The following is a 12,740-nucleotide window of genomic DNA, read 5'->3' on the forward strand; positions in this document are numbered from 1 at the left end:
AGAACGATGATCTCGCCAAAGGTGTCGAAGCCACGGAAATCCACAAGGATCACGTTGACCACATTGGTGCCGCCGCCGCCTTTATAGGAATTGGCAAGGTGGTAGTCGGCGATCGAGGCAATCGGGAAATCCGACATAAGGATCGAATAGATCAGGCCTGCTGCCGCCAGCCCTGCCACAACCGATACCACGATATCGCGGCTGCGGTGCAGAATGGTGCTTTCCTTGGGCGTGCTGTTGGGCATGAAGTTGAGCGCCAGCAGCAACAGGACAATCGTCACCACCTCGACCGAGATCTGCGTGAGCGCCAGATCGGGGGCCGAGAAATAGTTGAACCCGACCGATACCATCAAGCCGATGATCCCCATCAGGATCAGGACCGCCAGACGGTTGCGGTGCACCGTCACAAGGAAACCCGTCGCGATCATCAGCATCAGCCAACCGGCAAAGCCGACGGGCGTGATGGGCAGCATCTCGCGCGCGGGGGCGCCATCGGTGCCGGTAAACCACGCATGCGCCCCGATGGCGACGACGGCGGTCACGAAGACGGCAGCGTAGCGGGTAAAGGACCCATTGTGCAGACGCTCCGATACCAGACCGGCAAGACCCACGGCCGCGGCGATGATACGGTCAAAGATGTCCTTGGCCTCGGGGCGCGGTGTGGCGGCCCAAAGACGCGCCAGCGGGCCGAAGGCGGCGAGCAGCAGCAAACCACCCACCACAGCAATCGCCGACATGCCGAGCGCGGGCACGAAGCCGTGCCACAGCTTGATATGCGCGCTTGGCATCTCGGCAGCAGAGCCGATGACCGCTTGGGTCACGGTGCGCACAAAGGGTTCCGCCAGGAACGGTGCCACACCGATGACGATCACGGGAATGATCAGCAAGGCGGGGGAAATCCACAGGCCAAACTCGGGGTCGTGGGGTTTGGCGGGGTAATCGTTCCGCTCTTTGCCCAGAAAGGTATGCGCAATAAACCGGAAGCTATACGCGGCCGAGAAAAGCGCGCCGAGCGTTGCCACTGCCGCCACCAGATAGGGCGAGCCGAACAGCGTGGTGTGCAGCGCCTCTTCCAGCATCATCTCTTTGGACAGGAACCCGTTGAGCAGTGGAATACCCGCCATCGACAATGCGGCCAACGTGGCAATCGCGAAGGTGATCGGCATCAGACGGCGCAAGCCCCCTAATCGGGTCATATCGCGGGTATGGACCGCGTGATCGACAATGCCCGCGCTCATAAACAAGGCGGCCTTAAAGCTCGCATGGTTCAGAATGTGGAACACCGCCGCCATCGCCCCAAAGGAGGTGCCCGTGCCCAGCAGGAAGGTGATCAGCCCCAGATGCGACACGGTGGAAAACGCCAGCAGCGCCTTGAGGTCGTTTTTGAAAATCGCGATCAGCGCGCCAAGGACCATCGTGATCAACCCGGCAGAGCAGACCAGCACGATCCAGATTTCAGTGCCCGACAGCACCGGCCACATGCGCGCCATCAGGAACAGCCCCGCCTTCACCATCGTGGCAGAGTGCAGATAGGCCGACACCGGCGTCGGGGCCGCCATCGCGTGCGGCAGCCAGAAGTGAAAAGGGAACTGCGCGGATTTGGTGAAACAGCCCAGCAGGATCAGGATCAGCGCAGGCAGATACAACGGCGACGCTTGGATCAGTTCGCGGTTCTCGAGGATCACGGTCAGGTCATAGCTGCCCACGATCTGCCCCAGCAGCAGCATGCCACCGATCATCGCCAGACCGCCCATACCCGTCACGGTCAACGCCATCCGCGCGCCTTGGCGCCCTTCGGGCAGATGCTTCCAGAACCCGATCAGCAGGAAGGACGACAGCGACGTCATCTCCCAGAAAATGAGCAATATCAAGATGTTATCCGACAAGACGATCCCGACCATCGCGCCTTGGAACAGCAGCAGATAGGTAAAGAACGCGCCCATATTGTCGTCACGCGACAGATAGAACCGCGCATAAAGGATGATCAGCATCCCAATGCCAAGGATCAGCCCCGCGAACATCAGCCCCAGCGGATCGAGGAACAGGTTCACGTTCAACCCCAGCTGCGGCAGCCACGAGAGGCTGGCGGTCACGACCTCGCCTGCAAGAACGGCCGGTGCATGTGTCGCAAGGCCGATCGCGGCGCAGGCCGTCACCAGAAAGGTCACCAAAAAGCAGCTTTGACGGCCTGCCTGATACATCAGGCCGGGCAGCAAGGCGCCAAGAAACGGGAGGGCTATAATCAGGAACAAAGACATGGCCGCAACTATGTCATGAGCCACGCCAAAACGACCAGCCCTCTTTTCGCAAATTGCGATGGAAAAATACGGATTTATGAGAGCTTCTTGTCGCAGCAATTGAACTTTGCCGCGGCGCGATGATCCAATTTAGGTCCATTTCACGAATATGTAAGAGAGCAACTGCATCCGCCGCACAAAAAAATGCGGCAGTCGTCTAACTGCCGCATCGCATTTGATAATTCCGTACGCTCTGGGGCGGTGCGGGGTCTACAGATTCTCCTGGTCTTCGGGTAGCGCCCCTTTGAAACCGGTGGCGACCACGAATTTCTCGGAACTGTCGGACCGGCTGGCGGGGGGTTTGATATTGGCGACCTTGGTAAACCGACGTTTGAGGAGCTGTTGCAAGTCGCCCTCCGCCCCGCCGGCCAGCACTTTCGCGACAAACGTGCCGCCATCCTCAAGCACGTCAAAAGCAAAATAGGCCGCGGCTTCGCACAGCGCGATGATCCGGTTGTGGTCGGTCTGTTTGTGGCCCGAGCTGGACGCCGCCATGTCGGACATCACGACATCGGCCTTGCCCCCCAGCCAGCCTTTGACAATCTCGTCCGCGTCGTCTTCCATGAAATCAAGCTGGTGCAATTCGCAGCCTGCAATCGGCTCCATCTCTTGCAGGTCGATCCCCAGAATGGTCCCGACGTTCTTGCCCTTTTTCTCGCCCAGAACATTGCAACGTTTGACCGCGACCTGACACCAGCCACCGGGGGCCGCGCCAAGGTCGACCACCCGCGCACCGGGCACCAGAAAGCGGTATTTGTCGTCCAACTCCATGATCTTGTAAGCCGCGCGCCCGCGATACCCTTCGGCATTGGCGCGTTTGACATAAGGATCGTTCAACTGGCGCTGCAACCAACGGGTCGAGCTGAGCTTGCGCCCGCGGGCCGACTTGACCTTGACCTTGAGGTCACGCTGACCGCGCCCTGATGTATTCTTGCCAGTGGGGGTCTTCCCGCCCGACGCACCGCCCGTGGGCGTCTTGCCTGTCGGAGTTTTCGCCATCAGCCTAATCCTTCTTCCAAAACGCCATCCGCGCTCATCTGGGCATATAGCAGCCCCTCGCGCAGACCACGGTCTGCAACACTTAATCTATCCGTCGGCCAGCACCGCATCAACGCCTGCAAAATCGCGGCCCCCGACATGATCAACGCCTGACGGTCCAGCCCGATACGCGGATCGGCACGCCGCCCCCCCGGCCCCATGGCGAGATAGGAATGGATCACCTTGTCGATCTGCGCCGAGGTCATGCGAAGCCCGTCCACCTTTGTCCGGTCGTAGCGCTTTAGCCCCAAATGGCTGGCAGCAACAGTGGTGACCGTGCCCGAGGTGCCGACAATCTGGAAATGGTCCTGCGACTGGATCGACTGATAAGGGGTGAAGTCGGTCAGGTTCTCCTCGAAGAACCAGCTCATCAAGGCAAAGCGTGCGGCGTCGTCTTCCACGTCAGAGAATTGATCGCGCAAGGTCGCCACGCCCAAAGGCACGCTGATCCAGTCGACCACACGCGCGGCAGGCACGTCTGTTTTCGCCTGATGGAAACCCCCATGCAGCCGCATGATGGATTGCGCACGATCCGCCTTTGGCACCTTCGAGATGTCGATCCAGACCAATTCGGTCGAACCGCCGCCAATGTCCACCACCAGCAGGTTGTGGGTCTTGCGGTTCACCAGCGGCGCGCAGGAAATCACGGCAAGCTGCGCTTCTTCTTCGGGCTTGATGATATCAAGCTTGAGCCCTGTCTCGCGCTGGATACGCTGCATGAATTCCGCACCGTTGGCGGCACGGCGGCACGCCTCGGTCGCGACAAGCCGCATCCGCCGCACCTTGTTACGGCGCAGCTTTTGCTGGCAGATGCGCAATGCCTGAATGGTACGCGTCATCGATCCGCGCGACAATCGCCCGGTTTTCTCAAGCCCTGCCCCAAGCTGGACAGACTTCGAGAAGCTATCGACGACATGGAAACCGCTGCCTTTTGGCTGTGCGATCAGCATGCGACAACTATTTGTGCCCAGATCAAGGGCCGCATAAAGTTCGGTCGATCTGGGCGGAACTGGCGCGGGGCTCAGAGCCGGCGGTACATCGAGCGCGCCCGCACCTTTGGGACGCTGTGGCGCCATGATTGCGCCTTTCATATTGAGTTACCCCCAAGGTAATGTTTCTGCGGGCAAGGGGCAAGCGGGAAACCAGAGATCCGGCAGCGTAAGCTTATAGTCGCCCTCACAACCATCTTGAGAATTATGACGCCCCGCCCCCCTCGCCTGTCGCGGTTGCGCGCTGTAGTGTGACCACGTCGCAGACGCCGTTCTGAATGTCGAAAAACGGCGACGGGGACAGATCAACAGCCGCTAAGAAAAACAAGCACAGCAGAGGAATCAATCATGCCCGAAGTTACCATCGTCTATTGGCGTGATATTCCTGCGCAGGTCATCGTCGGCAAAGGCCGTCGCGGGTCCAAGCGTCCGCTGCCCGAACGGTTCGAACAGGCCATCGACCGTGCCGCGATGAAAATCGGCGCGGATGACAGCGATGCCTATCTGGCCGAATGGCGCAAGGCCGATCCCTATACGGTCGACGGCGAACCCGACGCCGTGGCCGATGCAGAGGTCGCGCGCATCGACGCAGAGTTCGACCGTGACCGCATCAAGACGCTGATTGCCAATGACGGCTGGGCCTGACCGCCTGTTGCCGGTGCAAAAGTTGATCCCTTCATGAAAGAAATGCTCATGTCCCTTTTGAACTTCCGGCGCAAAGAAGCCCCCGTGTCCGATCTGCCTACCCCCGAGGTCGCGGATTTTTTGCGCGACTACTCGATCGAGGTGATGCCCCGCACGGCGGAAAAGGTCGAAGACTTCCGCGATCTGCTGCCCGAGGGGACACGGGTCTATATCGCGCATATCGATGGCACCCCGATCGAAGACATGGTCGCCACCGCGGCGCGGCTCAATGCGGACGGCTACAAGGTCATGCCGCACTTTCCCGCCCGCATCATCAAGGATCGTGCCACGCTGGAAAACTGGATCGCCATGTATCAGGGCGAGGCTGACGTACGCCAAGCCTTGCTGCTGGCCGGTGGCGTCGCAACACCCCTTGGCGATTTCAGCGACTCCATGCAGTTGATGGACACCGGATTGTTTGACAAACACGGGTTTGAACGGCTGCACATCGCGGGCCACCCCGAAGGCAACCGCGACATCGACACCGATGGATCACGTCTGCGGGTGGACGATGCGCTGCGCTGGAAGCAGGGGTTTTCCGAACGGACGGACGCGAAGATGGCCATCGCCACACAATTCGCCTTCGAGGCCCAGCCGATCATCGAATGGGCCGATAGCCTGAAACACGCGGGCATCGACCTGCCGATCCACATCGGCATCGCAGGCCCCGCCAAGCTGCAAACCCTGATCAAATTCGCCATCGCCTGCGGGGTCGGCCCTTCGCTGAAGGTGCTGCAAAAGCGCGCGATGGATGTCACCAAACTGCTGTTGCCCTACGAGCCGACAGATGTGATCACCGAACTGGCTGCCCACAAAGCCGCCAACCCAGATTTCAACATTACCCATGTGCATTTCTTCCCGCTGGGTGGGATCAAGACGAATGCCAATTGGGCCATTGAAAATGGCGGACCCGCTGCGCAACCAGCCAACTCCGTCTAAGGAAAGACTGAACACCATGACCAGAACTGTCGTCGAATCCAAAACAAAAACAGCGATCATCGGCTTTGACGAGCCCTTCTGCGTGATCGGGGAACGTATCAACCCCACCGGCCGCAAGATCCTCGCCGAAGAGCTGGAGCGTGGCGATTTTAGCCGCGTCGAGGCGGACGCCATTGCACAAGCCGCGGCGGGCGCGAATATTCTGGACGTGAACTCCGGTGCCGTTTTCTCGAACAAGATGGCCGAAGACCCCCGCTATGCGGATAATAACTTTGTCGAACCGATGCTGATGCCCGAACTGATCCGCGTCGTGCAAAACGTCGTCGACATCCCGCTGTGCATCGACAGCTCGGTCCCCGGTGCGCTGGAAGCGGGTCTAGAGGCCTGCGAAGGACGCCCGCTGCTGAACTCGGTCACCGGCGAGGAAGAACGGCTGGAGCTCGTGCTACCGCTGGTCAAGAAATACAACGTGCCGGTGGTTGCGATCTCGAACGACGACACGGGTATTTCCGAAGATCCCGACGTGCGTTTCGACGTTGCCAAGAAGATCGTAGAACGCGCCGCCGACTTCGGTATTCCGGCCCATGATATCGTGGTCGACCCGCTGGTCATGCCCATCGGCGCGATGGCGACGGCGGGGCATCAGGTCTTTACCCTTGTGCGCCGTCTGCGCGAGGAACTGGGCGTGAACACGACCTGTGGTGCCTCCAACATCAGTTTTGGCCTGCCCAACCGTCACGGGATCAACAATGCTTTCCTGCCGATGGCAATGGGCGCTGGCATGACCTCGGCGATCATGAACCCGATCACCCTGCCCGTGAACCAGACCAAGATCGCCGAGAAGAAGGCCGAACTGGTGACGGCGGGCATCATCCTGCCGGACGAGATCGACGACGAAACCTTTGTGACGCTCTTCGGGATGGGATCGACCAAACCCACCCCCGGCAAAGAGATGGAGGCGATCCGCGCCGCCAACTTCCTGTTCGACCGCGACCCTCACGGCACCGAATGGATCAAGTTCAACAAGGTCGCGCCCAAGGCCGGTCAGGAAGGGCGTGGTCGCGCTGGCCGCAAGGGTGGCCGCCGCCGGTAATGGGGATTCTCCCTACCCCCAAGTTCAAAATCCCCGCAAACCACGGTTTTGCGGGGATTTCTTTTGCGTTCAGGCCAGTGTTTAACCCGTCCAGTGCTTGACCCCACATCCCACACACGCATGATCACGGCGCAAAGCTATACTATGCCTTGTATTGTCTTTGACACAGAACGACGGCCCCGAACGCACGGGCCTGCTGTCTAACTTCTGTCAAAGTTTCAACACATCCGTATGCCTAGATTGCTTTGCAAAGACGCAGTCCGTGGGTGAATTGATGACAACGTGCTTTGAAGGTGTAGCTATGCAGCCCGTGTTCTGGGCTGCCGCAAGCGTGAGCGCTGTCGCCGCGGTCGTTATGGTCTGTATGCTGAAATACCAGCACTTCCACGGCAAGCGGTTCTACGCCCTGACCTTCATCGCCATGATCTGGACCCTGATCACCGTCGGGGCCGAAGCCTCCACCCCGTCCTTTGCCTGTCAGTTTGACATGGCCGTCGTCGCATGGCTGGGCAATGCGCTGGTACCTGTGGCGTGGTGCTTCTTTGTCTTCGCCTATGTGCATCAGGCCGAATGGCTGTCGAAAAAGCGTGTGGTGGCCGCGCTGGTGCTGGTGCCCGTGGGCTGCTTTGTCTTTGCTGCAACCAATAGCATGCACCAGCTGGTCTATACCGCCGAGACAGCCATCCTGCCCGGTGACCGGCAGATCACCTATATCCACGGGCCGGGATTCTTCGCGATCACGGCCGTGCTGTATACTTTCGTCGCAGCGACCTTCCATGCGCTTTTCAAGGCCTTTGCCCGCGCCCGCCGCTCTGCCTGGCCGCTGCTGACAATGCTGGCGGTGGTCACGATCACACCGCTGTCAGCTAATGCATCTTACGTTATTTTCGGCTTCACCGTCTTCGGGCTGGACCCCACGGCGTTTATGTTCACCGTCGGTATCCTGGCCTTTACCTTCATGCTGCTGACAAACAAGACGATGGATATGGCGTCGATCGGGCAGTCGATCCTGTTCAACACGACCAGCGAACCGGTGATCCTGATCGACAACAACCGCCGTGTCACGTTGATGAACTCTGCCGCGAAACGCAGCGGCTTGTGCAACCTGTCCAAAGCCGAAGCCGACGCCCTTTTGGCCAAGATCGACACCCGCAGCCCCCGCACGACGGACGCATCCCTGACCATCGAACAGCGCATCTATGACCCGCGTATTCAGGAAATCGAAAGCCCGCTGGACCCGAACGGTGCCATTCTGGGGTGGAGCATTACCCTGGTCGATATCACCGACCGTATCGTCATCACCCGCGCCCTTGAAGACGCGCTGCTGCGCGCCGACGAGGCCAACCGCGCCAAGGATGAATTTATCTCTGTCGTCAGCCACGAGCTGCGCACGCCGCTTACCTCGCTCAAGGGGGGGCTGGCGCTGGCGCTAAGCGGGCGTTTGGGCGAGATCGACGCGCGCATCCGCTCCCCCCTCGAAATCGCGCAGCGCAACGGGATGCGCCTGTCCCGTCTGGTCGATAACATCCTGCTGGCGCAAAAGATCGACGTAGACGCGCTGTCGCTTGACGCGCTGCCGGTCGATCTGGGGACGCTACTGAAAGAAAGCCTGGAAGAGAACAAGATGTTCGCCGCCGAGCAGAAGATCGACCTCGTGCTGCCGAAAGGTGATCAAACCGCAACGATCACCGGTGACGCCTTTGCCCTCCGCCAGATCATCGACAACCTGGTGTCCAACGCCATCAAATTCTCCGAACAGGGCAGCACCGTTGAAGGCAGCCTGTCCATCCGCAACGGCCATGTGCGCCTGTCGATCAAGGACAGCGGCCGTGGCATTCCCGACGGGATGGAGGGGCAGGTCTTTGGCCGCTTTGAACAGGTCAAGAACGGCGGGCAATATGCGACACAGGGGTCCGGTCTGGGGCTCCATATCTCGCAACAGCTGGCCCGGCAGATGTCGGGAAAATTATTCTACGACAGCGTTGTCGGCGAAGGCACGACCTTCCACATGGAATTTGCCACCGTCGCCGCACAGCAGCCCGCCGTGATCCTGTCAGCCGCTGACAATACGGACGCCACCCCTACCCCTGCAACGACAGGCGACACGCCAGAAGCCGTGCAGGCCTGAGGGCGAAGCCCCACATAAACATATCTACTTCAAGGGAAGATGGCGGACCCTAGAGGATTCGAACCTCTGGCCTCTGCCTTCGGAGGGCAGCGCTCTATCCAGCTGAGCTAAGGGTCCATCTAGGGGCGGTATAGCCAGACTACCCGCCCCCTGCAATTACAAAATCAGCCTTGGGTCACGCAAACAAATCATGCGCCAGTTCAAGCGCCTCGATCAGCGTGTCGATCTCGGCATTGGTGTTGTACATCCCGAAGGACGCGCGGCAGGTGGCGGTCTGGCCCAGATGCTGCATCAGCGGCCCGCAACAATGCTGCCCCGCACGTACCGCCACGCCCTTTTTATCAAGAATGGTAGAGATATCATGCGCATGCGCCGCCCCGTCCAGCGTAAAGCTGAAGATCGCGGCCTTATCCGGCGTGGTGCCCTGCACCTGCACCCAGTTCAGCCCCGACAGACGCGACACGGCATAATCGCGCAAGGATGCTTCATGGGCGGCGATATTCTGCATCCCGATGTTCATCATATAATCCAGCGCCACGCCCATGCCGATGGTCTGCACGATGCCGGGGGTGCCCGCCTCGAACTTCATCGGGGCATCGTTATAGGTGATGCCGTCTTTGGTGACCTCGCGGATCATATCGCCGCCGCCCAGAAACGGGCGCATCTCGGCCATGCGATCGGGGTTGATATAGATCGCGCCGGACCCCGAGGGACCATAAAGCTTATGACCCGTGATCGCGTAGAAATCGCAGCCGATATCCTGCACGTCCACAGGCATGTGCACCGCCGCCTGCGACCCGTCAACCAAGACGGGCACGCCTTTGGCATGGGCCCCTGCGGTGATCGCCTTGACGTCCACCACCGTGCCCAGAACATTCGACACCTGCGTCACGGCAATGAGCTTGGTCCTGGGGGTGATGGCGTCGATCACGGCTTGCGGATCAAGCGCGCCAGAGGCGTCTACATCGACCCATTTGATCACGACGCCTTGACGCTCGCGCAGGAAATGCCACGGCACGATATTGGCGTGATGCTCCATCACCGACAGGATGATCTCGTCCCCTGCCTGCAGGTTCGGCATGGCCCAACCGTAAGCGACCAGATTGATCCCCTCTGTCGTGCCGGAAGTAAAGACGATGTGATCCTCGTTTCCGGCATTCAGGAACCGCGCCACAGTGCCACGCACGGATTCATACTGATCGGTTGCCAGATTAGAAAGATAGTGCAAGCCGCGGTGAACATTCGAATATTCATGGCTGTACGAGCGGCTGATCGCATCAATCACGACCTGCGGCTTTTGGGCCGAGGCCCCATTGTCGAGATAGACCAGCGGCTTGCCGTTCACCTCGCGCGACAGGATCGGAAAGTCGCTGCGGATGGCGTTTACGTCATACATCAAGAAGCACTCCTTGGGCGGCAACGCCCACAATAGAGAGAAGCAGGCTGAGCCCCAGAACGATGGCCGCCATAGAAATCAGCAAAACGCCGACAGCCTTGCCCAGTCCGGTAAAGTTAAAGGCGGCGGCGATGAAGTTGACCAATATCCAAAGCCCGATAAGGCCCGTCGCCAAGGATGCCAGCACCGACACCCCCGGAGAGATGAACATCAGCAGGAAAATCGCCACCTGCGCGATAATGCGCAGGATCTGCAAGAACACCACCAGTGCCAGCACATCGCCAAAGTCGCCTTCGCCCCCAAGCGCACGACCGGCCCAGTAAAGCCCGTGGGTCGTGATCACCAGGACGCCCGAGAGCAGGACAAACATCGCCAGCGGACTGGTAAAGAACGCAGGCATCGCGGGTGTCGGTTGCAGCACCAGACTGACCGAGAAGATCAACGTATTGATCGCCGCCGCCAGCGCCAGCGCGGTCCACAGCACGTCCCGCCCTAGGCGCCATCCCATGATCTGGTTCGCGGCAGCACGCGGGTCGCGCAGGCTAAGCACGACCAGCTCGGTCAGAACCGATCTTGTATCAGGGGCATTCATGAGCGTGTCCGATATGCGACCAGCAACCCGCTGATCCAGAACCATAAAAACACGCAAAGCCAGATAAGCCCAACGATGCGCAATTCGATCCCTTCGCCGACGAATCCCGCCGTCAGACCGTGCAATAGCACAAGCGGGCTGGACGCCAGCAAGGCCCAGAACAGCGCCAGACGCGTGCTATAGCCGCTGGGGCGGCCGCGCATCACCCTAAGGATGATCTGCGTCCCCGCCGCCAGCATGTAGAAAATCAGCGGCGCGATGAACAGCCATGCCAGCAGGGTCGCCCCCAGTAGCATGTCAAGCTCGGTGCCGTTGACGTGGGCTTCGCGGGCCAGACGCGGGGTCTGGGCCACGAAAAAGATGAGACACGCGACCATCAGATAGACCAGGTTGCGATCCTCCCGCGGGCCCTGCCCCAACAACCGCCGCACAACGGCGGCGGGGTTGCGGTAGCTGGCCACGATATCGCGTGTCGCCGCCATCAGGCTGCGTGCCGCTCAAGCCACGCGGCAAGCCGTGCGGTGATCTCTTCGCGCAGGGTCTCGTCCTCGATCTCTTCCACGGCCTCGGCTAGGAAGGACAAGGTCAGCAGATCCGTCGCGACGTTATGCGGCACACCGCGCGAGCGTAGATAGAACAGCGCGTCCTCGTCAATCGCCCCCGACGTGGAGCCGTGCGAACAGGCCACGTCATCGGCGTAGATCTCAAGCTCTGGCTTGGCAAGGAACTGGCTGTCGTCATCCAGCAGCAACGACTGGCTGATCTGGTAGCCGTCGGTCTTTTGCGCGTCGGCCTTGACCAGGATCTTCCCTTGGAACACACCGGTTGCCCCGTTGCGCAGTACCTTCTTGAACACCTGACGGCTTTCGCAGTTCACCGCGTCATGGGTGATGAACACCGTGTCGTCGTGGTGGAAATCACCCCCGTCGCCGACACAGGCCCCCGCGACATGGGCGGCCGCATCGTCACCCGTCAGCTCGATCACACAATCGTTGCGCGTCATCACGCCATTGGCTGTCAGCGTAAAGGATTTGAACGCGGATTCAGTCCCCAAACGGGTAAAGATATGCGTCGCGGCACGTTGTTCGTGATCGCGGCCTTGGGCGCGCACGTGGTGGAAAGACGCATTATCCGCGACTTCAACCTCAAGCACACCGTTAAAGCGCGCGGCGACGGGGCCGTTCTCCAGCAGCGTGAATTCGGCGCCGGCGTCCAGCTTGACGACGTGGTGCAGCATGACATCCGCTGTCTCGGAGGTCCGGCGATAAACGATATTCACCGGCTTGGAGACTTTGTCTGTTACATGGATCAGCACACCATCGGCGGCAAAGGCCGTGTTCAGCGCCGCCAAGGGCCGTGCCACAGGCGTCTGGCCGTTCTTTTCCAACGTCCCATAAAGATCACGCGCCCAATGCAGATCGGCATCCGCTTGGGCCAACCGTTCGATGGTGATGCCCTCAAGCGCCAGATCGTCCGACGCATCGGCATCGAACACACCGTCGACGAACACCAGCTTCAGCCGGTCGATCTGATCAAACAGGGCCACGTCTTCCGACGCGCGCACCGCGGCAGAGACCGCCTGCG

The 12,740-nt window shown here is 60.2% G+C and carries 11 protein-coding genes and 1 tRNA gene; 4 read left to right on the forward strand and 8 right to left on the reverse strand.

The window, feature by feature from the left end; genetic code table 11:
• The 3 genes from mbhE to B3849_RS02820 all read right to left on the reverse strand — a co-directional run.
• Nucleotides 1-2,258 (reverse strand): hydrogen gas-evolving membrane-bound hydrogenase subunit E (gene mbhE, locus B3849_RS02810; protein ID WP_286779792.1); only part of this gene is annotated, 2,258 nt, incomplete at its 3' end.
• Nucleotides 2,259-2,507: 249 nt separating this feature from the next.
• The gene (locus tag B3849_RS02815) at nt 2,508-3,296 is read right to left on the reverse strand and encodes an RlmE family RNA methyltransferase (protein ID WP_005853253.1); all 789 of its coding nucleotides are present in this window, start codon (nt 3,294-3,296) and stop codon (nt 2,508-2,510) included.
• Nucleotides 3,296-4,411, reverse strand: a complete 1,116-nt coding sequence (locus B3849_RS02820; RefSeq protein ID WP_005853251.1) for a Ppx/GppA phosphatase family protein — start codon at nt 4,409-4,411, stop codon at nt 3,296-3,298. The genes B3849_RS02815 and B3849_RS02820 overlap by 1 nt, the downstream gene beginning before the upstream one ends.
• A 261-nt stretch (nt 4,412-4,672) precedes the next feature.
• On the opposite strand from B3849_RS02820, the gene B3849_RS02825 reads away from it, so the two are divergent.
• The 4 genes from B3849_RS02825 (at nt 4,673) to B3849_RS02840 (ending at nt 9,168) form a co-directional block, all read left to right on the forward strand.
• Nucleotides 4,673-4,969: a virulence factor gene (locus tag B3849_RS02825; protein ID WP_005853250.1), complete on the forward strand. Its 297-nt coding sequence runs from the start codon at nt 4,673-4,675 to the stop codon at nt 4,967-4,969.
• 48 nt (nt 4,970-5,017) lie between these two features.
• Nucleotides 5,018-5,947: a methylenetetrahydrofolate reductase gene (locus B3849_RS02830; protein ID WP_278426227.1), complete on the forward strand. Its 930-nt coding sequence runs from the start codon at nt 5,018-5,020 to the stop codon at nt 5,945-5,947.
• Nucleotides 5,948-5,963: 16 nt separating this feature from the next.
• Entirely contained in the window at nt 5,964-7,040 is a 1,077-nt protein-coding gene (locus B3849_RS02835; protein WP_005853246.1) for a methyltetrahydrofolate--corrinoid methyltransferase, read from the forward strand.
• Between the two features lie 301 nt (nt 7,041-7,341).
• Nucleotides 7,342-9,168, forward strand: a complete 1,827-nt coding sequence (locus B3849_RS02840; RefSeq protein WP_286779793.1) for a sensor histidine kinase — start codon at nt 7,342-7,344, stop codon at nt 9,166-9,168.
• 40 nt (nt 9,169-9,208) lie between these two features.
• Here the strand turns inward: B3849_RS02840 and B3849_RS02845 are convergent.
• The 5 genes from B3849_RS02845 to sufD form a co-directional block, all read right to left on the reverse strand.
• Nucleotides 9,209-9,285: transfer RNA gene (locus B3849_RS02845), tRNA-Arg, on the reverse strand.
• A 58-nt stretch (nt 9,286-9,343) separates the two neighbouring features.
• On the reverse strand, nt 9,344-10,564 hold the full coding sequence (locus B3849_RS02850) for a cysteine desulfurase (RefSeq protein WP_278426371.1): 1,221 nt from the start codon (nt 10,562-10,564) through the stop codon (nt 9,344-9,346).
• Nucleotides 10,557-11,156, reverse strand: coding sequence for a Yip1 family protein (locus B3849_RS02855; protein ID WP_278426224.1), 600 nt, complete (start codon nt 11,154-11,156; stop codon nt 10,557-10,559). The genes B3849_RS02850 and B3849_RS02855 overlap by 8 nt, the downstream gene beginning before the upstream one ends.
• Nucleotides 11,153-11,638, reverse strand: a complete 486-nt coding sequence (locus B3849_RS02860; RefSeq protein WP_037944153.1) for a hypothetical protein — start codon at nt 11,636-11,638, stop codon at nt 11,153-11,155. The genes B3849_RS02855 and B3849_RS02860 overlap by 4 nt, the downstream gene beginning before the upstream one ends.
• Nucleotides 11,638-12,740 (reverse strand): Fe-S cluster assembly protein SufD (gene sufD, locus B3849_RS02865; RefSeq protein ID WP_286779794.1); only part of this gene is annotated, 1,103 nt, incomplete at its 5' end. The genes sufD and B3849_RS02860, both read right to left, overlap by 1 nt.

The organism is Sulfitobacter sp. UBA4523 (genome assembly GCF_002388305.1).
Classification (GTDB): Bacteria; Pseudomonadota; Alphaproteobacteria; order Rhodobacterales; family Rhodobacteraceae; genus Sulfitobacter; species Sulfitobacter pontiacus.

Bases quoted from the DNA above. Each gene is read 5' to 3' on its own strand.
- B3849_RS02820 (WP_005853251.1), bottom strand. From the start codon at position 4,411: ATGGCGCCACAGCGTCCCAAAGGTGCGGGCGCGCTCGATGTACCGCCG.
- B3849_RS02860 (WP_037944153.1), bottom strand. From the start codon at position 11,638: ATGGCGGCGACACGCGATATCGTGGCCAGCTACCGCAACCCCGCCGCC.
- B3849_RS02840 (WP_286779793.1), top strand. From the start codon at position 7,342: ATGCAGCCCGTGTTCTGGGCTGCCGCAAGCGTGAGCGCTGTCGCCGCG.
- B3849_RS02850 (WP_278426371.1), bottom strand. From the start codon at position 10,564: ATGTATGACGTAAACGCCATCCGCAGCGACTTTCCGATCCTGTCGCGC.
- B3849_RS02855 (WP_278426224.1), bottom strand. From the start codon at position 11,156: ATGAATGCCCCTGATACAAGATCGGTTCTGACCGAGCTGGTCGTGCTT.
- B3849_RS02825 (WP_005853250.1), top strand. From the start codon at position 4,673: ATGCCCGAAGTTACCATCGTCTATTGGCGTGATATTCCTGCGCAGGTC.
- B3849_RS02830 (WP_278426227.1), top strand. From the start codon at position 5,018: ATGTCCCTTTTGAACTTCCGGCGCAAAGAAGCCCCCGTGTCCGATCTG.
- B3849_RS02815 (WP_005853253.1), bottom strand. From the start codon at position 3,296: ATGGCGAAAACTCCGACAGGCAAGACGCCCACGGGCGGTGCGTCGGGC.
- B3849_RS02835 (WP_005853246.1), top strand. From the start codon at position 5,964: ATGACCAGAACTGTCGTCGAATCCAAAACAAAAACAGCGATCATCGGC.